General features: G+C 59.7%; 18 protein-coding genes. 14 read left to right on the top strand and 4 right to left on the bottom strand.

Features of this window, described 5'->3' with window-relative positions:
• Positions 1-123: 123 nt before the first annotated feature.
• The 4 genes from VFF99_RS03525 (at position 124) to lhpH (ending at position 4261) form a co-directional block, all read left to right on the top strand.
• Positions 124-453 (top strand): helix-turn-helix transcriptional regulator, encoded by a 330-nt coding sequence (locus tag VFF99_RS03525; protein ID WP_325015048.1) that lies wholly within the window; start codon positions 124-126, stop codon positions 451-453.
• A 17-nt stretch (positions 454-470) separates the two neighbouring features.
• Positions 471-1787 carry a HipA domain-containing protein gene (locus VFF99_RS03530; protein ID WP_325015050.1) on the top strand — a complete coding sequence of 439 codons (1317 nt, stop codon included), beginning with the start codon at positions 471-473 and terminating at the stop codon, positions 1785-1787.
• A 301-nt stretch (positions 1788-2088) separates the two neighbouring features.
• Complete coding sequence (locus VFF99_RS03535; protein ID WP_325015051.1) at positions 2089-3219, top strand: branched-chain amino acid ABC transporter substrate-binding protein; 1131 nt, start codon at positions 2089-2091, stop codon at positions 3217-3219.
• A 31-nt stretch (positions 3220-3250) separates the two neighbouring features.
• Positions 3251-4261 carry a trans-3-hydroxy-L-proline dehydratase gene (lhpH, locus tag VFF99_RS03540; RefSeq protein WP_325015054.1) on the top strand — a complete coding sequence of 337 codons (1011 nt, stop codon included), beginning with the start codon at positions 3251-3253 and terminating at the stop codon, positions 4259-4261.
• A gap of 19 nt (positions 4262-4280) precedes the next feature.
• Here lhpH and VFF99_RS03545 read toward each other — a convergent pair whose 3' ends face one another.
• Both VFF99_RS03545 and VFF99_RS03550 read right to left on the bottom strand, forming a co-directional pair.
• Positions 4281-5714, bottom strand: a complete 1434-nt coding sequence (locus VFF99_RS03545) for a PLP-dependent aminotransferase family protein (protein ID WP_325015056.1) — start codon at positions 5712-5714, stop codon at positions 4281-4283.
• Between the two features lie 25 nt (positions 5715-5739).
• Complete coding sequence (locus VFF99_RS03550) at positions 5740-5901, bottom strand: hypothetical protein (RefSeq protein ID WP_325015058.1); 162 nt, start codon at positions 5899-5901, stop codon at positions 5740-5742.
• Positions 5902-5976: 75 nt separating this feature from the next.
• On the opposite strand from VFF99_RS03550, the gene VFF99_RS03555 reads away from it, so the two are divergent.
• The 8 genes from VFF99_RS03555 to VFF99_RS03590 all read left to right on the top strand — a co-directional run bounded on the left by VFF99_RS03555 (position 5977) and on the right by VFF99_RS03590 (position 13929).
• Complete coding sequence (locus tag VFF99_RS03555) at positions 5977-6312, top strand: CidA/LrgA family protein (protein ID WP_325015059.1); 336 nt, start codon at positions 5977-5979, stop codon at positions 6310-6312.
• A complete protein-coding gene (locus VFF99_RS03560; protein WP_325015061.1) occupies positions 6305-7018 on the top strand; it encodes an LrgB family protein in 714 nt (237 codons plus the stop codon). The genes VFF99_RS03555 and VFF99_RS03560 overlap by 8 nt, the downstream gene beginning before the upstream one ends.
• A gap of 151 nt (positions 7019-7169) precedes the next feature.
• On the top strand, positions 7170-8801 hold the full coding sequence (locus VFF99_RS03565; RefSeq protein ID WP_325015063.1) for a cbb3-type cytochrome c oxidase subunit I: 1632 nt from the start codon (positions 7170-7172) through the stop codon (positions 8799-8801).
• 2 nt (positions 8802-8803) lie between these two features.
• Complete coding sequence (locus tag VFF99_RS03570; protein WP_325015065.1) at positions 8804-9415, top strand: cbb3-type cytochrome c oxidase subunit II; 612 nt, start codon at positions 8804-8806, stop codon at positions 9413-9415.
• Positions 9412-9999 (top strand): cytochrome c, encoded by a 588-nt coding sequence (locus tag VFF99_RS03575; protein ID WP_325015067.1) that lies wholly within the window; start codon positions 9412-9414, stop codon positions 9997-9999. Before VFF99_RS03570 ends, VFF99_RS03575 begins: the two co-directional genes overlap by 4 nt.
• Positions 9996-10625, top strand: coding sequence for an SCO family protein (locus VFF99_RS03580; RefSeq protein WP_325015069.1), 630 nt, complete (start codon positions 9996-9998; stop codon positions 10623-10625). Before VFF99_RS03575 ends, VFF99_RS03580 begins: the two co-directional genes overlap by 4 nt.
• 4 nt (positions 10626-10629) lie before the next feature.
• Positions 10630-11205, top strand: a complete 576-nt coding sequence (locus VFF99_RS03585; protein WP_325015071.1) for a DUF1404 family protein — start codon at positions 10630-10632, stop codon at positions 11203-11205.
• A gap of 195 nt (positions 11206-11400) precedes the next feature.
• Positions 11401-13929, top strand: a complete 2529-nt coding sequence (locus tag VFF99_RS03590) for a sensor domain-containing protein (protein WP_325015073.1) — start codon at positions 11401-11403, stop codon at positions 13927-13929.
• A gap of 55 nt (positions 13930-13984) precedes the next feature.
• Here VFF99_RS03590 and VFF99_RS03595 read toward each other — a convergent pair whose 3' ends face one another.
• Positions 13985-15094 carry a protoglobin domain-containing protein gene (locus tag VFF99_RS03595; protein ID WP_325015075.1) on the bottom strand — a complete coding sequence of 370 codons (1110 nt, stop codon included), beginning with the start codon at positions 15092-15094 and terminating at the stop codon, positions 13985-13987.
• A 96-nt stretch (positions 15095-15190) separates the two neighbouring features.
• Positions 15191-17659, bottom strand: a complete 2469-nt coding sequence (locus VFF99_RS03600; RefSeq protein ID WP_325015077.1) for a diguanylate cyclase — start codon at positions 17657-17659, stop codon at positions 15191-15193.
• Positions 17660-18020: 361 nt separating this feature from the next.
• On the opposite strand from VFF99_RS03600, the gene VFF99_RS03605 reads away from it, so the two are divergent.
• Together VFF99_RS03605 and VFF99_RS21325 are read left to right on the top strand one after the other, a co-directional pair.
• Positions 18021-20213, top strand: coding sequence for an OsmC domain/YcaO domain-containing protein (locus VFF99_RS03605; protein WP_325015079.1), 2193 nt, complete (start codon positions 18021-18023; stop codon positions 20211-20213).
• Positions 20214-20224: 11 nt separating this feature from the next.
• Positions 20225-20500: a hypothetical protein gene (locus tag VFF99_RS21325; RefSeq protein WP_349256563.1), complete on the top strand. Its 276-nt coding sequence runs from the start codon at positions 20225-20227 to the stop codon at positions 20498-20500.
• The last annotated feature ends 27 nt before the right edge of the window (positions 20501-20527 follow it).

The raw sequence follows: 20527 nt of genomic DNA on the forward strand, positions 1-20527 counted from the left end.
CTGAGGTAAGGCGCCATATTTGGTTGCTAAATGGGTCCGACTTGCCTGGCTGCTTGTCTCGCGGCATAATCATCCATATTTTGGCGCTAATCCCGCTTTATCATCCATATTTGGGCATTAATTATGGTCACCCCCCTTCCTTTACCTGTTGAACGTGCACTGCGCCGCGTAGGCCAAGGCATTTCCCTTGCGCGTCGGCGCCGGCACATGTCGCAAGATATGCTGGCAGAGCGCATTGGCGCCTCTGTGAATACAGTGCGGCGGATGGAAGAAGGCAGCCCTGGAACCGCGCTTCAGCACTTTGCCCGGGCTTTGCAAGTCTTCGGGGAGCTCGACAAGCTGGAACTCCTCTTGGACAGCTCGCAAGACACAGTGGGGCTCACCTTGATGGATGAAAATCTTCCACAGCGCGTGCGCGCGCCGCGGCGTACTCCAGAACAAGGGGCGTTCTAGCTGCTCGCCGACTTGCCATGAATGCGAACCAAACAAAGAAACCCAAGCCAGACTTGGGCGTCAAAGTCGAGCTCGACGTCTGCGTCGGGAAAGCCGCGCTGGCCGCGGGCAGATTGATTTTCCGGAAGGATGGGGCGCGACAGTTTTCGCAGTTTGCTTACCGTGAAGCGTGGTTGGGAGACGCGCAATTTTTCAACATTTCACCCGATTTGGTGGCGGATGTCTCCTACCAGACCCGCAAGCCGCCAAGCAAAGACGATTCGCTCTTCTTCCTTGCCTTGGCAGACACAGAACCGGACGCCTGGGGCCGGCGCCTCATCGCCCGCGCGCATGCGAAAGAGCGCAAGAAGAATCCGGCGCTTGCCGCACTGACGGAGTTGGACTATCTGTGTGCAGTGGATGACTTTAGCCGTATTGGTGCGCTTCGCATTCGGGACGCCAACGGCGGGTACCTGCGCAGCGCCGACGAAGGCCGGCGAACGACACCGCCAATGCTGGAGCTGGAAAAGATGATGGCCGCTTCGCGCGCCGTCGAGCTCAGCCAGGAAACGGTGGCGGACCTGGAGTACTTGCAAGGAAAAGGAACGTCGCTGGGCGGCATGCGGCCGAAGTGCACCATCCTCGACGAGGACGGCACACTCGCCTTGGGCAAATTTCCAAGCGTGAAGGACGAGCGCAGCGTCACGCGCGGGGAGGTGCTGGCTTTACGCTTGGCGCGACTGGCCGGCATTGACGCCGCCGACGCGCGCATCTTCCCGGTCCAAGGCATCCCGGTGGCGATTGTTCGTCGTTTTGACCGTACGACAACGGACGGCCGTATCCCTTACATGTCTGGGGCCACACTTCTGCAAGCAAGCCGGGACGCGGAACACGCTTACACCGAGGTGGTCGATGAAATGCGCTCCAAATGTCTGAATTTTGCAGAGGACGCTAAACAACTCTGGCGCCGCCTGGTCTTTAACCACCTCATTACCAACGTCGACGACCATCTGCAAAACATTGGCTTTTTGTATGTCGACAAAAATCTGTGGCGGTTGTCTCCCGCCTTCGACTTGAACCCATTTCCGGACAAGGACCGCGAGTCAAAGACGTGGCTAAGCGAGGACACGGGGCCGATAACCGCCATTGAGCAGCTTCTAGGGCAGGCCGCGAGATTCGAACTTAAGCCGGACCAGGCAAAACAGGTTTTGGCGGAGGTGGTGAAAGCGGTAATCCAGTGGAAATCTGTGGCGTTGACCCCGGAAGTGGGATTGACGTCGGCCGAGCTGGACGACTTCGAACCCGCGTTTGAGCACGCCAGCCTGGAAGAAGCCAAGGCTCTTATGGCTAAGTAAAGCCGGGGTTGCGACGCAGCGAAAACTGGCGTTTTTGGGAAGTCTGGGCCACCTGCTTATTCGCACCCCGCCAAAAGAAAATGCCTGCAGGTTGCGAACCTGCTGGCATTCCCGAATCACCTGACCTTACTTGGTCGCCTCTGCCTCGCCGAACTGGTGAAAATCTTCCTTGTCGGCTGAGCGCTCACCTCACCCCGCGGCGGGTCTTAACAAAACCGCTTTGGCTATACTGTAAGCACCTTCGGCGTGCAGCACGCGAAGTTGCAACCAGGCAGCAGCCACTCACTTTATGGAGGGGACAATGGAACAACGCATCTTTTTCTACGGAATCATCGCATTTTCTCTCGCTGCTCCGGCGTCCTGGGCGCAGGAGGCGCAAGCGGTCAAGATCGGTTTCAGCAGCCCCCTTTCAGGACCGCAGGCTGCCGCAGGGAAGGATAACCAGGGCGGTTTCCTGATGGCCATCGAGCGCCTGAACAGCCAGGGCATCACCGTCGGCGGCAAGAAGGTGAAGTTCGAGCCGCTGGTGGAGGATGACCAGGCTGACCCGCGCGCCGGCGTCACGGTCGCGCAGAAGCTGGTCGATGCCGGCGTCAAGGCGATCGTCGGGCCCTACAACTCGGGCGTGACCATTCCGGCATCCAAGGTCTACAACGATGCCGGCATTGTGATGGCAACGGTCGCTTCGAACCCTAAGGTGACCGAGCAGGGGTTTTCCTACGTCTATCGCGTTGCCGCCAACGACATCCAGCTGGGCGGCAAGATGGCCCTGTACGCCGCCAAGGAATTGAAGGTCAAGCGCGTGGCCATCGTCGATGACCGGACGGCCTACGGCCAGGGCCTGGGAAACGAATTCGAGAAAGTGGCGAAGGCCAATGGCGTGCAGATCATTGGCCGGGAGTTCACGAACGATAAGGCGAGCGATTTCATGGCCATCCTGACGTCGCTCAAGGGCAAGAAGCCGGATGCGATCTTCTATGGCGGTTATGCGCCCCAGGGTGGCCCGATGGCGCGCCAGATGAAGCAGATCGGTTTCAACGCGCTGCTGCTGGGCGGCGACGGGATCTGCTCGCCGGAGATGGGACGGCTGGGCGGCGAAGCGGTCGGCCAGCAGGTCTACTGCACGCAAGGCGGGGCGATCCTCGACAAGGCCGAGGCCGGCGCCGCCTTCGCTGCCGACTACAAGAAGAAGTACAACCGCCCGCCCGAGGTCTATGCTGCCTCGTTCTATGACGGGATGATGCTGATCGCCGAGGCAATGAAGGCAGCCAATTCGGTCGAGCCCAAGCAGTATGCCCCGGCACTGGCCAAGATCAAGTACAAGGGCGTGGCGGCGGCCTACGAGTTCGATGACAAGCATGACCTCAAGCAGTCGCCCGTCACCGTCTTCCAGTTCAAGGGCGGCGAACCGGTTGCCGTCACCAGCTACTGATCTCCGCACGAATCAACAACCCGAGTGAACGATGCTTAATTTTCTCCGTACGATCCAGACCATCGATGCCCATACCGGCGGCGAGCCCTTGCGCATCCTGGTGTCGGGCATGCCGCCGGTGCCCGGCAAGAACATCCTGGAAAAACGCGCGTGGCTCAAGGAGCACCGGGACGACCTGCGCCAGTTCCTGATGAACGAGCCGCGCGGCCACGCCGACATGTACGGCGCCTATCTGCTCCCGCCGACCACGGCGGGTGCGGATTTCGGGGTGATCTTCATTCACAACGAAGGGTATAGCGACATGTGCGGCCACGGCATCATCGCGCTGGGCAAGGTGCTGGTGGAAATGGGCTATGTGGAGCGGACCAGTCCGGTCACGCGCATCGGCTTCGATGCGCCGGCGGGTTTCATCGAGGCGCAGGTCGAGTGGGACGGCGCCCGCGCCGGCGCCGTCACGTTCAGGAACGTCCCGGCCTTCATCTTCATGCGCGATGTTGAAGTCGAGACGCCTTCCTTTGGCCGTATCGTCGGCGACATTGTCTTCGGCGGCGCCTTCTACTATTACATCAACGGTGAACAGGCCGGGCTGGAAATCCGTCCCGAGCTGGTCCGTTCGCTGATCCAGCTGGGCGCAGAAACGAAGGCGGCGGTGAAAGCGAAGGTCAGGATCGAGCATCCGCTGGAGCCCGGCCTGAATGCGCTGTACGGAACCATCGTCGACGGGGCGCCGAACAGGCCGGGCGTGGACCAGTCGAACGTGTGCATCTTCGCCGACCGCGAAGTTGACCGCTCGCCGACAGGAACCGGCACCTCGGGGCGTGCCGCGCAACTGTATCTGCGCGGCACGCTGCCGCTGAACCAGCCCTACGTCAACGGCAGCATTGTCGGCAGCAGCTTTTCCGTACGCGTGGTCGAGCCCGTGAAGGTCGGCGAGTTCGACGGCGCCATTACCGAGGTCACAGGCAGCGCGCATATCAGCGGCTTCAACCAGTGGGTGCTGGAAGACTCCGATCCATTCCCCACCGGTTTCTTCTTCCGATAATCCTGCAGCGCGTTGACGCTCAGGCCACTGCCCTGCCCTCCATGTTCGCGGCGATGATTCTGCCGAGCGTGGCCAATGCCTCGTCCGTTCTTGCATCCCACGGATGGCCATAGTTCAAGCGCAGACAATTCGTGAACCCGCGTTGCGCCGAAAACATGGGACCCGGCGCAACGCTGATTCCGAGGGATAGCGCCTGCCGGTGTATTTCGAGGGCATTGGCGTTCCCTGGCAACTCGATCCACAGGAAGTAGCCTCCGTTCGGCCGGGTTGCCTTCGTCCCTTTCGGGAAATGCCGCACCACGGCCTGGATCATCGCGCTTTGCTGTACCGAGAGTGCGTGCCGCAGCTGCCGCAGGTGCTTGTCGTAGCCGCCTTTGGCGAGGTAATCGGCAAGGGCGGCTTGCGCCGGCGCGGAAGCGGAAAGCGTGATCGTCACTTTCAGTCGCGCCACTTCCTGCGTGAACCTGCCGGGAGCCGCCCAGCCGATCCGGTAGCCGGGAGCGAGGCATTTGGAAAACGACGAGCAGTGCATGACAAGGCCCTTGGTGTCGAAGGCTTTCGCCGATACCGGCCTCTTGGCGCCGAAATACAGCTCTCCGTAAACATCGTCTTCGATCAGCGGCACGTCGTGCGACTCAAGCAATTCCACGAGCGCCCGCTTCTTCTCGTCCGGCATCAGGCTGCCCAGCGGGTTCTGGAAGTTGGTCATCAGCCAGCACGCTTTCGGTTTGTGCCGCTCAAGCGCAAGAGCAAGCGCCGCGAGGTCGATGCCCTCGCGCGGATGGGTCGGCACTTCGATGGCATTCAGGCCGATGCGTTCGAGCGCTTGCAGGGCCGCATAAAATGTCGGCGATTCGATGATGACGCAATCGCCCGGACGCGCCACGGCTTGCAGACACAGGTTGAGCGCCTCAAGCGCACCGTTGGTAATGACGATTTCGTCGGTGTGCAGGTGCAGTCCGTCGGCGAGGTAGCGCAGTGCAATCTGGCGCCGCAAACCGGCGTTCCCGGGCGTGAGGTCGTCAACGGTGCTCCATGGGTCCATCTCTTGCACACAGGAGGCCATCGACCGTGCCAGCCGCGGCAGTGGAAACAGCAAGGGGCTGGGAAACGCCGACCCCAGCGGGACGATATCCCGGGTCTTGACCGATTCGAGCACGTCGAACACGAGCCGGCTCACATCAACGGTTGTCGATTCGCCGGTGGGACGGGAAGCAATATCCGGTTCGGGCGGCAGCGTCTTCGCGCCTGCGATCACGTAATACCCGGACCGCTCGCGCGCGCGGATCAGGCCGCGCGCTTCCAGCAGGTAATAGGCTTCGAACACCGTGGAGGGGCTGACACCCCTGCTCGTGCTTGCCTGCCTGACCGACGGCAGGCGGTCGCCCAGTTTCATCACACCGGTGCGGATCGACTGGGCGATCTCTTCAGCCAGCAACTCGTAGCGTTTCATGGGCGCGTTTGCTCTTTCATCAATGTCAGCGGCGTGCCATGGGGAATTTTCTGTTACGTGCTGCGCGGCTTTCTGCATTCTGTGCTTTCCATGCCCATGGCCGCACCATTTGACCATCTTTTACACGGCGGTGGAAGCAAAAACCGGTGCCGCCGGCCTGCTTTTCTGATCCGCTGTTTTCAGGCATATCTGATCCTGTTTTCCTCGCTCCGTCCCACCTACAATCTGCATTGCCCCGAGGACGAAGAGAACCGGCATCGCGATGATCGACAGCGCAACAAAGATTCTTGTGTTTCAAGCCCTCGGTGAAGGCGCTGCTTTCGCCTTCTCGATCCCGATCCCCGGCCCGGTCATTGGCATGCTCCTTCTGTTCCTGTATCTGCTTGCAAGGGAACACGAAGCAGAAAGGCTGGCGGTGTTCTCGACGAAGTTCCTCCGCCACATGGCCTTGCTTTTCATCCCTGCCGCCGTCGGCATCATGCAGCACCTGGATCGTGTTGCCGACGAGTGGCTCCCTATCCTCGCCGCACTGACGATCAGTACATGGGTGTCGATCGCCGCCACGGCCGTAGTCACGCGGCGCATCGATCATGGCTGATAGCGTCTGGACGCACCTGTCGGCCTCCCCCGTGACCTGGCTGCTGGCCACGCTGATGGCTTACCGGTTTTCCCTTGCTGTGTACGAGAAGGCCGGCCGCAGCCCGCTTGCACATCCCGTGGCTGTGTCGGTAGCGCTTCTCGTGACGGGCCTTGGCATCGCGCAGGTTCCGTACGAAACCTATTTCGACGGCGCCCGCTTCATCCACTTCCTGCTGGGGCCGGCCACCGTGGCCCTGGCGATTCCCTTGTACGCCCAGCTCAAGCGCATTCGACGCAGCTGGCCCAAGCTGCTGGCCGGCGCCTTGCTCGGCTCGGCCGCATCCGTGATTACCGCGGTGGGAATTGCATCGCTGCTCGGCGCCTCGCACATGACTGTCCTGTCGATGGCGGCAAAGTCCGTGACGATGCCGATTGCCATCGGCATCACCGGGGAAATCGGCGGCACGGCGTCACTGACCTCGGCACTGGTGATGTTGACCGGCATCCTCGGCGCCACCACGGCGCAGGGCATCCTGAAACGCATGGGAATGACCGATCCCGGGACCAGCGGATTTGCCCTGGGAGTCGCGGCGCACGGCATCGGGGCATCAAGGGCGTTTCAGTTGAACCAGGAGATGGGTGCATTCGCGGGATTGGCGATGGGATTGGCCGGCGCGCTGACCGCGACACTCCTCCCATTCTGTTTGCGCCTTGCGGGATTTTGATGACCGATCTGCAGCCATCGCCGGAAAAATCCCTGCTCCGCTATTTTGGTTCGCTTCTGCATCTGTTTGATCCACGTCAAGCGCAATAACATGCCGCCCTGAAGCGGGATGGCGCCGGATGTCGCGCGCCGCCGTCGTAACAAGGAAACTTATGAACCCGACCGGTTTACTGTTAGCCACGTTTATTTTGTCCATTGTCGGCCTCTTTGCCTTCATCTGGTCGCTGCGCAAGGGACTGTTCGATATCGAGTCCAGCGGCGCCACGGCCATCTTTTCCTCGGGAGAGATCGGTTATGCCGAAGAACCGGCCGCCAGCAAGGAACAGCATCGGGCCCTGCAGCAGACGGCGAATGCCGTTGCAGGAACGCCGCCGGCATCCATGCAGGATCACGAGATTGCGGCGCGCGCCGCGGCAGACCGGTCAAGCGCGTTCCCCGCATTTGTACTGATTGCCTGCGCCGCCGTCTGGTTGCTGCTGGCATCCGCGGCCGGTCTCGTGAGTTCGCTCAAACTGCACATGCCCGATCTCCTGAACCAGTCGGCATGGCTGAGCTTCGGCCGTCTGCGCACCATTCACCTCAACGCCGTCGCTTACGGGTGGGCGCCGATGGGCCTGCTCGGCCTGGCCACCTGGATGCTGCCGCGCCTGCTCAAGACGCCCCTGGTCGGCGGACGCTTCGCCATTTTCGGGGCGCTGCTCTGGAACGCGGGACTGGTCGCCGGCCTCGGCGCCATCGCAAACGGCATGAACGCCGGCATGGAGTGGCTGGAGATTCCCTGGCAGGTCGGCCTGCTGTTTGCCGTGGGCGGGATGATGATCGGCTTGCCGCTGATCTTCACCTTGCAGCAGCGCCGTGTGCACCACCTCTACGTCTCCGTCTGGTACATCGGCGCTGCCTTGTTCTGGTTCCCCATCCTCTATATCGTCGCCAAGATCCCGGGCGCACACTTCGGCGTCGAGCAGGCGACGATGAACTGGTGGTTCGGGCATAACGTGCTCGGGCTGTTCTACACGCCCCTGTCGATCGCCGCCGTCTATTACTTCCTGCCGAAGGTCATCGGCCGCCCGGTGCGCTCGTACAACCTGTCCTTGCTGGGCTTCTGGACGCTTGCCTTCTTCTACGGGCAGGTCGGCGGGCACCATCTGATCGGCGGCCCGGTTCCGGAATGGCTGATCACACTGTCGATCGTGCAGAGTGTGATGATGGTGATTCCCGTCGTTGCCTTCTCGGTGAACCAGCACCTGACCCTCAAGGGCCATTTCAGCGCGCTGAAGCATTCGCCGACGCTGCGCTTCATCGTGTTCGGCGCGGTGATGTACACGCTTGCGTCCTTGCAGGGCTCGCTGGAAGCGCTCCGCTCACTCAACGCCTTGACGCACTTCACGCATTTCACCGTGGCCCACGCGCATCTGGGCATGTACGGCTTTGTCTCGATGGTCATGTTCGGCGGCTTCTACTTCGCCATGCCGCGCATTCTGGACATCCGCTGGCCGCACGCCAGCCTGATCGGCTGGCACTTCTGGCTGGTCGCGGCCGGCTTCGCAATCTATCTGGTCACCTTGAGCATCGGCGGCCTCTTGCAAGGTTCAGTGCTGCTCGACGCCGCCCGTCCCTTCATGGAATCCGTGGAGGTCTCGCTGCCCTGGCTGAAGGGCCGCTCGCTGGGCGGCGCGCTGATGACCGCCGGGCATCTCGTCTTTGTGTATCACTTCGCCGTCATGGTCGTGCGTTCGGGCGTGCTGACGCAGACCGAGCGTTCCGCAATCCACTCACCCGCGTAATCATGGAAAACGAAATCAAACTCCTGGGCGGGGCGATGGTGACGCTTTCATTGGCCACCTGCGCCATGATTGTCGTCCCCTTCCTCCAGCTCAAAGACGTTCCCGCGCCTGCCGGCCTCAAGCCTTACACCAGCCAGGAGCTGCGCGGGCGCGAGGTGTACATGGCAAACGGGTGTATCGCCTGCCACACCCAGCAGCCCAGTTCCACCGGCGCCGGCATTGCGGATGCGGCGCGCGGTTGGGGGCGGGCATCTGTCGCCGCCGACTATCACTACGATGCGCCGCCCTTGCTGGGGACCATGCGCACGGGGCCCGACCTGTTCAACATCGGCGTGCGCCAGCCGAGCGCCGACTGGCACCTGGGACATCTATACCAGCCCCGCGCCTACGTCCCCGGCAGCATCATGCCTGCGTATCCCTTCCTCTTCGAAATCAAGGACGCGACGGCCGTCACGAAGCACGACAAGGTCGTGACGCTGCCGCCAGGGACCGTGCCACCGGGCAAGGCCGTTCTGGCGACACCCGATGCCGTGGACCTTGTCGTCTATCTCCAGGGCTTGAAACGCAGCTATCCGGTCCTGAGCGCAAACCAACCTGTCAGCAACAGCCAATGAAAGCACAAGGCAATCGCAATTCGGAGCATGCGGACCCGCATGAGCAATACAACCCCGTTCCCCGCGTCGTAGCCGGACTGGTGATCGCGATGGTGGTGTGGGCCGTGAGTTATATCGCCATCCAGGGCGCCGACGGGGAACCTTCACTGGGAGACCGGCGCGATCCGGCGGCATTGTCGGCGGCGGCGGGCAGCGGGATCGCGAATGGCAGCGGCATTTATGTCGCCAATTGCCAGGCGTGCCATCAGGCCAACGGGCAGGGTTTGCCGGGCGTATTCCCTCCCCTTGCCGGATCGCCGTGGGTGACCGGCGACCCGGCCGTGTTAAGCCAGATCCTGCTGCACGGCCTCACCGGCCCCATCGAGGTGCTCGGTACGACTTATAACGGAACGATGCCCGCGTTCGGCAAGAATCTGCGCGATGAAGAGATTGCGGCAGTGGCTGCGTATGTACGCAGTCAATGGGGCAACAGCGCATCCGGCGTCGATGCGGAGGCAGTGGCAAAAGAACGTGCCGCGACCGCCGGCCGCGAAGGTCCGTGGGATGGGGCCAGGGAGCTCGGCACGCTGGGCGGCAAAGGATGAGGACAGCAACATGGCGGCCCGTGGCGGCGATCTTGCTGATTGCCGTCGCCGCACTGGCGGCATTCTGGACTGTGACGCGCGGCTTCCAGACAGTCACGTCCGACGGTGCCAGGCGTATCGATATCGCCCGGTCGCCGCGGCCGCTGCCGCCGGCGCCGGTGGTAGACGGCGCAGGCCGCGTATTCAATTTGTCCGACATCGCCGGCGGGACGGACGCGACGTTCGTGACCTGGGTGTACACGCGCTGCCTCACGATCTGCCGCACCAGCATGTTCGGACAGGCCTATCTGCAGCAGGAAATCCTTGCACGCGGCCTGGAAGGCCGGGTAAAGCTGCTCACCTTGAGCTTCGATCCTGTTCACGATACGCCGGACGTGCTTTCCGCCTATGGACGCCAACTGAAAGCCGATGCCGGGGTATGGCGCTTTGCCACCGTAACGGAAACCGGCAGTCTCATGGCGTTGTTGAAACTGTTCGAGATCGTCGTGCTGCCGGACGGTGCCGGCGGCTATTCGCATAACGCGGCACTCTTCCTGATGGATAGACATGGGCGCGTTGTTCGCGCCTATGATATCGACCGCCCTGATCTCGCTCTGGCCGACCTGCCCTTCGCAACAGGGACGTGACGCAATGACGAGGCGCCCTGCCCTGATCCTGCCCGTTCTGCTTCTTGTGGCGGCCGCGCTTGGCCGCGGGTGGCTGGAAGCGACGATGGCCCGCCACATGCTCATCGAGTTGCCATTGCTGTTCGCCATCGGCTGGCTGGCGGTCCGCTCGCCCCGCTCCGGCGAGACCCCCTTGCGGTGGAACGCGAACAGCCTGCCGGCCCTGTTCGCCGCAATGCTCATTACCGCGTTCTGGATGCTTCCCGTAGCACTCGACCTTGCCGTGCTCGATGCGAGGGTGGGAGTGGCCAAGGCACTGAGCATGCTTGTCGCCGGAGCGCTGACCGGTGCAGTCTGGCGGAGCGCCGGCCTCGTGATGCAAGCCTTCTTCATATTCAACTGGACCTGGATGGCCCTGACTGCAGGCTTGCTGTATCAGGATGCACCCCAGCAGTTGTGCAGTGTCTACCTCAGCGACCAGCAGCCGGCCGCCGGCAGGGGAATGGTCATCCTTTCGCTGGCAGTCCTTGGCACGTGGGTGGCACATGCGGTCCATGTGCTTGGCTTGCAGGAGGAGAAGCTGCAGCAGCGAAGCCGGTGACGCTGATTCCCGCTTGTCCGATCGGGATAATGCGGGCCTCTTGCATTCGCCCGGTTCGCGATTTGTCTTGCGCAGTTCATCAGCCGGGCAGGCGCAACTTCGTTCGCAGCTTTCGCAAGGGAACATATCGGCAGGTTCCGATCTCTTACACCTGCCCCTTGCCAAGTCAACATGACAGATTCGTTAAGAAGGTTCGTGACCGGATCCATGTTTCCGCCGCTACTGTACGAGTGCGTTTTCAAGAGCTCCCCGATCGGGGCATATCTTTTATCACCGACACCGGAAATAACAATTCTCGATGTAAACGATTCATTTCTGCACCGTGTGTCGTTGTCGCGGGCAGATATGATCGGAAAAGGCCTTTTCGAGGTGTTCCCCGATAACCCGGACGATCCCGAAGATACAGGCGTAGATGCTTTACGGCAGTCGATTGCCAAAGCGGTGGTGACGGGTGAAGTGCAGTTCATGGCGGCCCAGCGCTTTCCCATCCAAAAAACCCTGCCCAATGGGGAGATCATATTCGAGGAGCGATTCTGGAACGCTTCCAACACCCCCATCTTTGGGGAAGATGGCAGCATCGTGTGCGTTTACCACGCGACAATCGAGGTCACCAACGAAGTAAAGGCACTAGCGGCGCTTCGACAAAGCGAAGAACGCTTTCGCTCGCTTGTGACGGCAATGAGCCAGGTCGTGTGGATTGCGGAACCGAACGGGGAAATTGCCGCCGATTCTCCGTCGTGGCGAGCTTTCACGGGGCAGAGCCAAGACGAGTGGCGCGGATTGGGCGCATTGAAGGTGATTCATCCCGACGATCGTGAACGCGTCGCGCAATCCTGGGCCGCTGCCACAAGGAGTGGCGTCATCTACGAAAGTGAGCATCGCATCAGGCGCAGCGATGGTGAATACCGCTGGAGCGCGGTACGGGCAGTACCCATTCTGAATTCCGACGGAAGCGTGCGCGAATGGGTCGGAACCAACATTGACATCGAAGACAAGAAGAAAGCGGAAGAAGAGCTGAGGATCGCCAACAATCGCTTGAAATTGGCCGTTGAAGGCGCAGGGGAAGGCGTGTGGGAATGGGATATAACGAAGAATAGAATTTTCTATTCCCCAGTGTACGGCGAGATTGTCGGGTACTCGCCTGCTGAACTGGGCGACGATCCGAACCACTGGTTTTCATTGGTGCATCCCGACGACCTTCCCGTTTCTCACGCCGCGATGGATGAACACCTGGAAGGCAAGACATCGTCGTACTCTAGCGAATACCGCGTGCGCTGCAAGGACGGTAGCTGGAAGTGGGTCCACTCTCGTGGAGTCTTGGTCGAGAAGTCCTCGACAGGCGAACCACTGCGCGTGGCAGGCATGATCAAGGACATTACCGCGCGGAAGGAGTCGGAGGAGCGCATCTGGAACCTCGCCAATTTCGACACATTGACCGGCCTGCCGAATCGGCGCATGTTCAAGGACCGGTTTGCCCAGGAAGTCTTGAATACACGCCGCAGGCATACGGCCGTTGCCTTGCTGTTTATCGATCTGGATGGTTTCAAGCAAGTCAATGACCTGTTCGGACATGACGCAGGAGATAAGCTTTTAATCCAGGCTGCGCAACGTATCGAGGGGTGTGTCCGGGATACCGACACCGTTTCCCGCCTTGGCGGGGACGAATTCACGATTATCCTCGCTGATTTGCATGGTATCGACCATGTTGAGCAAATCGCACAAAAAGTGCTTAATGCACTGATACCCCCTTTCCAATTGGGAAGTGAAAAAGCCTTCCTGTCGGGTAGCATTGGCATCGCCCTTTTTCCCCATGATGCAAACTCGCCCGAGGAACTGATCCGCAAGGCCGACCAGGCGATGTATGTGGCCAAGAACGCAGGGAAGAATCGGTTCAGCTACTTCACCAATGAGATGGATGAAAAGGCGCATATGCGTCTGCGACTCATTCAGGAGCTGCGGGAAGCGGTTCAGGCCAATCAGATGTCCGTGTATTACCAGCCCGTCATCGAATTGAAAAGCGGCGCAATTGTGAAAGCGGAAGCGCTGGTCCGCTGGACTCACCCGCTCTTTGGCGATGTCAGTCCCGCTCAATTTATCCCGCTCGCGGAAGAGTCCGGCATGATCAACGCGATCGGCGATTTCGTTTTCCACGAAGCGGTCAGCACGATCAAGCGCTTGAACGCCCGTCTGAAAAAGCGATTGCAGGTCAGTATCAATAAGTCGCCAATTCAATTCAACTCCAGAGAACAGGATAAGTGGCTTGGCTATCTGCGACAGCTCGATCTGCCTCCGGACTGTGTGACCGTCGAGATCACGGAAGGGGTTTTGCTGGATGTATCGGAGAAAGTCTCCTCAAAGCTGTACGAGTACCGGGACGCGGGTATACAGGTAGCGATCGACGACTTCGGCACAGGATATTCCTCGATGGCGTACCTGCAGAAATTCGATATCGATTACCTGAAAATCGACCAGTCTTTCATTCGGGACCTGGCGACAAACCGCGGAAATCGGGCGATTGCGGAGTCAATCGTCGCCATGGCGCATAAGCTTGGGCTGATGGTCATTGCGGAAGGGGTGGAAACGAGGGAGCAAATGGAGCTTCTGAAGGGAGCGGGATGCGACTACGGCCAAGGCTATTTTTTTTCAGAGCCTGTTTGCGCAAATGACTTTGAAAGCATGCTCCTCGCGGAAAGTGGAGTTCCAATAGCGCGTCCTTTCCATTGATTTGCCTGAACACTTTGAAGCTCGTCAGGACGGGATGAAATCCCGTCCTGCGAGCTTATTCCATTTCCAATAGGTGCTCCGTCTCGGCGTCGTCGGCAAACTGCCTTTGAATGACCTCCACTTGAGGAAGCATCTGCAGGAAGGCATCCACGAGCACAGGGTCGAAGGCAAGCCCGCTATTGTCCTTCAGATACTGTACCGCCTTTTCTTGCGGCCACGCCTCCTTGTAAGGGCGCACTGAAACGAGTGCGTCATAGACGTCGCAGATCGTCGCAATTCGCCCTTCGAGAGGAATCTCTTTGCCGCGGAGTCCGGCCGGGTAGCCGGTCCCATCCCACCGTTCATGGTGCGTGAGCGAGATGCGCCGCGCCATCTTGATTACCTCGGCGGGATGGTCGGGGATGATCGTCGCACCTATGTCGGGGTGAGTCCGCATGATGGCAAGCTCTTCAGGGGTGAGACGTCCCGGCTTGAGCAGGATATTGTCAGGGATGCCAATCTTTCCCACATCATGCAGCGGACTCGCAATCTGGATCATCTGCGCCCAATGCAGATCCTTGCCGATCTCCAGCGCCAAGGCCTGGCACATGCGGCTCATGCGCACCAGGTGTCGCCCTGTTTCGTTGTCCCTGAACTCTCCGGCCCGTGCCAGTGCGAAATTCAGTTCGTTGGCCATCTGCTGCAACGCTTCGACCTGCGCGTCGTAGTACACGGTTGTGGAAAGCCCCATGTCGAGCGCATTGGCCCGGCTGAGCGCAGAGAGATACCTGTGCTGGGTGGCGACATCATCGGGAAAGGACTTCAGCACAACTTGCGCCAGTTCTCCCATCACCAGCGTGTACGTCCCCATGTAAAACCGCAGATCGACGCCAAGACGGTAGTGCGTCTGGCCGATACTGCGGGTCGCGTTCAGGTAATCGTCGTTGAAGTTGCCGGCAAATACAAAGTTGAGCCAGTGCCGCCGTTGTGCCTCCCTGGCACGGCGCAGCGACTCGGGAGAAGAAAACATTTTCCGTGTCGACGGATTGCTGCAGATTTTGTCGTAGATGGCGTCCAGCACCGAGTCAAGATGACGTTCAAGAATGGGCGCCAGCTCATTGAGAGTGGTCCGCACGCTCTCGTCAATCGAGAGAAAGCGAATCCATTGATCAAGGCGGGTATGCATAGATGTTCAGGTTGAAAAATAAAAAAGACGGGTACTGACTTGGCGGCGGAGCCGGGGACATATGCGCGGAGCACAGGTAGCAGGAAAGCTGGTGCGCTATGAGAAGCACACTCTGTTTCGGCCCAGCCCTTTTGCTTCGTAGAGGGCGATATCGGCCCGACGTACCGCCACTTCCTCGTTACCGTCTGCCATGTTCGCCTGGGAAGCACCGATACTGACTGTGACGTGCTTCACGCCCGGAAAAGCCTGTCCGGCGATGGAGGCCCTGATCTTTTCCGCAATAGTCAAAGCGCCATCTGCTTCGGTTTCAGGCAACAGCACGAGGAATTCCTCTCCGCCGAAGCGAGCGACGAAATCTGTCACCCGGATGCTCCCCTGGAGCGTTTGCGCCAGTTGCTTGAGAACCTGGTCGCCGGTTTCATGTCCGAAGGTGTCATTCACACGCTTGAAGTGGTCGATATCCAGCATCAGTACGGTGTACGGTCGTCCTGTACGCTTCATTCTCAAGAACTCGGCCCGTAGCCGCTGGTTGCACGCCAGCCGGTTTCGCAACCCGGTGAGCACGTCGCTGTGGGCCAGGCGATTCATGTCCTGCACGGCAGCCTCCAGGGCTTTTGTACGCTCGATAACGAGCTCTTCGAGTTGCTGCTGGCGGCTCTCCCGTTCACTTGCCAGTGCGAGCTCGGCCTCCTTGCGGCGCTGGATATCTTCAAGGACGGACACAAAGTAGTCGGGCTTGTCGTCGGCAGTGCGGATGAGTGCCACCGTAAGATTGACCCAAACCAGGCTGCCGTCTTCGCGGACGTACCGCTTTTCCATGCTGTAGTTGGGAATGCGGCCTGCGATGAGCTGTTCGACCAAGGCAAGGTCGTTCGACAGGTCATCCGCGAAGGTGATGTCCTGGAAGGTGAGGCCAAGCACGTCTTCCCGCTTGTAGCCGACGATGTCGCACAGCCGGTCATTGACATACAGCCACTTGCCATCCAGCCCCACCAGGGCAATGCCTACGGCGGCCTGCTCGAAAATTGATCGGAAGCGCGTCTCTGCCACGGTAATTTGCTGCTCGGCTCGCTTGCGCTCGGTAATATCCTGCACGGACCCGCGCAGGGCAGTTACTTTTCCATCGTCGTTTAGAACCGTCTCGCACTTGGCTTCCAGCCAAATGCGGGAACCGCTTCCGTGAATCACTTCAAGTTCCAGACCATAACCAACGCCGGTGGACACTGCCTGCTCGACGGCGGTCTTGACGCGTTCCCAGGAGTCGGGACTCAATACAGTGCCGCGCATCGCGGTGAAAGACGGAATGCTGTCCCGTCCGAACAAATGGCGCAAAGAGTCCGACTCGCGTATTTGATCAGTCTCCAGGTCCCAGTACCACGTGCCGAACTTGGCGAGGCGATGGGTTCGCGTCAGTTCCGCATCCTTTGCCAATAAGGCCTCGTTTGTTTGCAAAAGCGCTTCCGCGCGCTCGTGAAGCAGCCTTGAGGCATTCGACAGCGCGTGCGCCACCTCACTGGCCTCCTTGATACTTACCTCGGGGAGCTCGATTGCGTTGCCCTCCCCGAGTGCTTGCGCAGGAAGCGCCAGTGCGCGTATGGAGAAGGCGATCTTGTTACCCGCCCACCATGCCGCTCCCAACCCAAGCGCGAACACGGCGAACATGCCGATTGCAAGTATTCGCAAGGGCTCCTGATATTCCTCCTCCAGGGTTGCAAGGGGGATGCTCAGGACGACAATCCAGCCGGTCGCGGGAGAGCGACTATAGATGTTAAGCACAGGGATGCCATCCGGCGTCACGGCTTCCACCGATCCTTCCATGAACTTCTTGATCTGCCCGGAAAGCGCAGCGCTTGGCTTCTGGCCGATGAATTGTTCGGGAGCGTGGGTGCGCGCAATATAAACGCCCTCGCTGTCCAGAATGCCGGCAATCCAGTCTGACGGAAGGCCCTGTGCCTTCAGGAGGTTGTTGAAGATGACGGGACGGAGAACGGCAGTCAGCACGTAGTCCACCTGGCCGTCGTGAATCACCGGCACGTCGACCGTCATCAACAGTTGCTGGGCGACCGCTCCCTTAAAGACGCCTGATATGGCGGGTTCGCGGCTTTCCACGACGCGCCGTATCTGTTCGAGGTTGCCGTGCTTGGGAAGGGGCTGACCGAAGTCCCGCGACAGGTTGATGATTTGCTGGCCAGAAGTGTCGCTTAACGCGATGCTGTTGCCTATCGGATTAAGCGTTAGAAACTCCCGGGCTTGGCGGTAGAGAGCCGCGAAGTCTTTCCTGCGAAGGGCGTCTGACGTCGAAAGCGACTGCGCAACTGCCTGAGCCTTGTGCAGATGGCTGTCGACGGCCTGCGCCAGCGCTCGTGTTGTCTGAAAGGCATTCCGCTCGAATGCGGCCCGGCTTTCGCGATATTCGTGGTAAACGAGCAGGGCAGCGCCGATTATGCCGGGCACGACACAGGCGAGGACGAGGTAGATCAGGAACATGCGTACCGGCCGAAGGGGCAGTGAGGGGGCTGTTTGTGAAAGCGGCGTCGCGCTCACAACACCCGGTGTCTGATTCATACTGCGCTCCAGCTAGTAACATTCGGTTCTACTTCGGCAAAGCCTCTATTGCGAGTAAGCAATTCTTATGCCGAGCAATAGTTGCAAAACCTGGAGTCCGTTCTGCGTGGCTGGGATTGGCGGAATATCATCCGGTGACGCGGGCAGGCCAGCAGTGCGATGCGCCGGTCCCGGGCTAGGACAGACAGGGCGGGAAGGTTCTCAGAATTGAAAAGTTTCCTGAACTTGATAATCAATCCGCTATGACTCATCGTCGGGAACTCATCAGGCGGAAACGCAATGGCCGCCTTCTCTCTGCGCAACGCCGACTTGGCGGATAATGACGGGCACATCATTTCGCGCATCAGCTCTGGAAATCCCCATGGAAATTAAAGTCAATTTTCTCGACAAGCTTCGTCTTGAAGCCAAGTTCGACGATTTCACGGTCGTGGCCGACCAGCCTATCCGCTATAAAGGCGATGGCTCGGCGCCCGGTCCCTTCGATTACTTCCTGGCCTCATCGGCCCTGTGTGCGGCTTACTTCGTCAAGTTGTACTGTGTAACGCGCAACATTCCGACCGAAAATATCCGCCTCGCGCAGAATAATATTGTTGATCCGGAAAACCGTTACAAGCAGATTTTCAAGATTCAGGTCGAGCTGCCGCCGGATATCTCTTCCCACGACCGCCAGGGGATTCTGCGCTCCATCGAGCGTTGCACGGTGAAGAAAGTGGTGCAGACCGGACCCGAGTTCGTGATTGAAGAGGTCGAGAACCTGGACGCCGACGCCCAGTCGTTGCTGACCTTGCGGCCCGCGCCTGACGCCAGCACTTATATTCCGGGCAAGGACCTGCCATTGGAGCAAACCATCGCCAATATGTCGGGCGTCCTGGCGGGCCTGGGCATGAAGATTGAAATCGCTTCGTGGCGCAATATCGTTCCCAACGTGTGGTCGCTGCATATCCGCGACGCGCACTCGCCGATGTGTTTTACCAATGGCAAGGGCGCGACCAAGGAAAGCGCACTGGCGTCGGCATTGGGAGAGTTTATCGAGCGCCTCAATTGCAACCACTTCTATAGCAGTACGTTCTGGGGCGAAGACATCGCCAACGCGGCGTTTGTCCATTATCCCGACGAGCGCTGGTTCAAGCCCGGCCGTAAAGATGCGCTGCCGGCCGAAATTCTCGATGAATACTCCCTGCGCGTGTACAACCCGGACGGCGAGTTGCGAGGCTCGCACCTGATCGACACCAACTCGGGAAATGTGCAGCGCGGTATCTGTTCGCTGCCGTTCGTGCGGCAGTCGGACGGTGAAGTGGTGTATTTCCCGGTCAACCTGGTCGACAACCTCTACGGCAGCAATGGCATGAGTGCCGGTAATACGCTGGCCGAAGCCCAAGTGCAATGCCTGTCCGAAATTTTTGAACGGGCGGTAAAGCGGGAAATTCTCGAAGGCGAAATGGCACTGCCTGATGTGCCGCACGAGGTGCTGGCGAAATTTCCCCGCATTCTGGCCGGCATTCAGGGCTTGGAAGAGCAAGGTTTCCCGGTGCTGGTGAAGGATGCGTCGCTGGGCGGCGTCTATCCGGTCATGTGCGTCACCTTGATGAACCCGCGGACTGGCGGTGTCTTTGCTTCGTTCGGCGCGCATCCCAGTTTCGAGGTGGCGCTGGAACGGAGTCTGACCGAATTGCTGCAGGGCCGCAGCTTTGAAGGCTTGAATGATTTGCCTCAGCCCACCTTCGTCAGTAACGCCGTCACTGAGCCAAACAACTTTGTCGAACACTTCATCGATTCGAGCGGTGTGGTGTCGTGGCGCTTTTTCAGCGCCAAAGCGAATTTCGATTTCGTCGAGTGGGATTTTTCCGGCCGGGGCGAGAACTCCAATGCCGAGGAAGCCGCGACCTTGCTCGGCATTCTTGAAGACATGGGCAAAGAAGTGTACATGGCGGTGTATGACCAGCTTGGCGCCACTGCCTGCCGCATCCTGGTGCCCGGCTATTCGGAGGTTTATCCGGTAGAAGATCTGATCTGGGATAACACCAACAAGGCACTGTTGTTCCGCGAAGATATCCTGAACCTGCATCGCCTTGACGACGCAAGCCTGGAAGCGCTGCTTGAGCGTTTGAATGACAATGAGCTCGATGAATACTCCGACATCGCCACCTTGATCGGTATCGAATTTGACGAGAATACGGAATGGGGGCAGCTGACGGTTCTCGAGTTGAAGCTGCTCATTCATCTCGCCTTGCAGCAATTGGAGGAGGCGCATGAGCTGGTGGGTGCCTTCTTGCAGTACAACGACAACACGCTTGAGCGCGGACTGTTTTATCAAGCCTTGAACGTGGTGCTGGAGGTGTTGCTCGATGACGACCTTGAACTCGACGATTACGTGGTCAATTTCCGCCGGATGTATGGCAATCCACGGATGGACGCGGTGCTGGGTTCGGTGGATGGCAGCGTGCGCTTCTTCGGCTTGACGCCAACCAGCATGAAACTGGAGGGACTCGACCGTCATCACCGCCTGATCGACAGCTACAAGAAAGTGCATGCGGCGCGGGCGAATCACCTTTGAAGACTCTTCTGATGGTCAACGCCATGATGTTGAATGGCGTGACCTGCTGCTCTTCGGCCAATCAGGCGATGCGCGCGATCAGTACTCTCGACTTGCCGCTGCCTGCGCCCGCCAAAATCAGGACCGTGCCGGACGGGACCACGCGTACCGCAACATCGAACATTTATTGCACGCCCAACCGCGTGCCGGAAAAGCAAGGACAACAGACCGCCTCCGCTGGATTCGTTGAAGCAGTTCAGGAGCAATCTGCAACGGGGTTCGGAGAAGGCTTAGCCGACAAAGGATAAGAGCCGATTGACTGCTTCGGGTCGGCT

It is taken from the genome of Noviherbaspirillum sp. (assembly GCF_035654295.1).
Classification (GTDB): domain Bacteria; phylum Pseudomonadota; class Gammaproteobacteria; order Burkholderiales; family Burkholderiaceae_D; genus Noviherbaspirillum.

What these genes read in the sequence shown, in the direction of transcription:
- VFF99_RS03535 (WP_325015051.1), top strand. Translation starts at nt 2,089, where the DNA reads ATGGAACAACGCATCTTTTTCTACGGAATCATCGCATTTTCTCTCGCT.
- VFF99_RS03555 (WP_325015059.1), top strand. Translation starts at nt 5,977, where the DNA reads ATGATCGACAGCGCAACAAAGATTCTTGTGTTTCAAGCCCTCGGTGAA.
- VFF99_RS03605 (WP_325015079.1), top strand. Translation starts at nt 18,021, where the DNA reads ATGGAAATTAAAGTCAATTTTCTCGACAAGCTTCGTCTTGAAGCCAAG.
- VFF99_RS03585 (WP_325015071.1), top strand. Translation starts at nt 10,630, where the DNA reads ATGACGAGGCGCCCTGCCCTGATCCTGCCCGTTCTGCTTCTTGTGGCG.
- VFF99_RS03570 (WP_325015065.1), top strand. Translation starts at nt 8,804, where the DNA reads ATGGAAAACGAAATCAAACTCCTGGGCGGGGCGATGGTGACGCTTTCA.
- VFF99_RS21325 (WP_349256563.1), top strand. Translation starts at nt 20,225, where the DNA reads ATGGTCAACGCCATGATGTTGAATGGCGTGACCTGCTGCTCTTCGGCC.
- VFF99_RS03595 (WP_325015075.1), bottom strand. Translation starts at nt 15,094, where the DNA reads ATGCATACCCGCCTTGATCAATGGATTCGCTTTCTCTCGATTGACGAG.
- VFF99_RS03565 (WP_325015063.1), top strand. Translation starts at nt 7,170, where the DNA reads ATGAACCCGACCGGTTTACTGTTAGCCACGTTTATTTTGTCCATTGTC.
- VFF99_RS03530 (WP_325015050.1), top strand. Translation starts at nt 471, where the DNA reads ATGAATGCGAACCAAACAAAGAAACCCAAGCCAGACTTGGGCGTCAAA.
- VFF99_RS03525 (WP_325015048.1), top strand. Translation starts at nt 124, where the DNA reads ATGGTCACCCCCCTTCCTTTACCTGTTGAACGTGCACTGCGCCGCGTA.
- VFF99_RS03560 (WP_325015061.1), top strand. Translation starts at nt 6,305, where the DNA reads ATGGCTGATAGCGTCTGGACGCACCTGTCGGCCTCCCCCGTGACCTGG.
- VFF99_RS03575 (WP_325015067.1), top strand. Translation starts at nt 9,412, where the DNA reads ATGAAAGCACAAGGCAATCGCAATTCGGAGCATGCGGACCCGCATGAG.
- VFF99_RS03600 (WP_325015077.1), bottom strand. Translation starts at nt 17,659, where the DNA reads ATGAATCAGACACCGGGTGTTGTGAGCGCGACGCCGCTTTCACAAACA.
- lhpH (WP_325015054.1), top strand. Translation starts at nt 3,251, where the DNA reads ATGCTTAATTTTCTCCGTACGATCCAGACCATCGATGCCCATACCGGC.
- VFF99_RS03580 (WP_325015069.1), top strand. Translation starts at nt 9,996, where the DNA reads ATGAGGACAGCAACATGGCGGCCCGTGGCGGCGATCTTGCTGATTGCC.
- VFF99_RS03550 (WP_325015058.1), bottom strand. Translation starts at nt 5,901, where the DNA reads ATGCCTGAAAACAGCGGATCAGAAAAGCAGGCCGGCGGCACCGGTTTT.
- VFF99_RS03545 (WP_325015056.1), bottom strand. Translation starts at nt 5,714, where the DNA reads ATGAAACGCTACGAGTTGCTGGCTGAAGAGATCGCCCAGTCGATCCGC.